The sequence below is a fragment of the Myxococcus llanfairpwllgwyngyllgogerychwyrndrobwllllantysiliogogogochensis genome (assembly GCF_006636215.1).
Classification (GTDB): Bacteria; Myxococcota; Myxococcia; order Myxococcales; family Myxococcaceae; genus Myxococcus; species Myxococcus llanfairpwllgwyngyllgogerychwyrndrobwllllantysiliogogogochensis.
On the sequence record NZ_VIFM01001003.1, the window covers coordinates 1 to 388 of the forward strand.

At 44.3% G+C, this 388-nt stretch carries 1 protein-coding gene; it reads right to left on the reverse strand.

Annotated features, from left to right (window positions below; genetic code table 11):
- On the reverse strand, positions 1 to 388 hold a 388-nt coding region (locus FJV41_RS53090; protein WP_220138082.1), incomplete at both ends, for a YncE family protein.

Sequence of the window (388 nt, forward strand, 5' to 3'; positions counted from 1 at the left end):
GTCAATGACCATTTCTCTGGTCGGTCTGAAATGAGCCTCATCCTGTCCCTCAGTTAACGGAATTACTGAAAGTTCTTTTCCGGTTAGAGTATCAATGACCGTCACTGAGCCGTCCAGAGTATTGCCGATATAAAGTCGCTCATGTTCCTCATCCAGTGCTGTGGCAAACCCAAGACGTGCGATTTTAACGGCAGATTTTGTTTTCAGAGTGGATGGTTCTAACTGATAAACAATTCCGTGGCCCTTATCTCTGTCGAATGAAGACGATGATGCTGCCCAGAGACTATTATTTTTGCCATCAAAAGACATTTCATACAGACCATTGCCGATATCACGAGTCAGGAATGTTGATTCAGCTATATCAGCCGCATACGCTGAACCAGTAAAC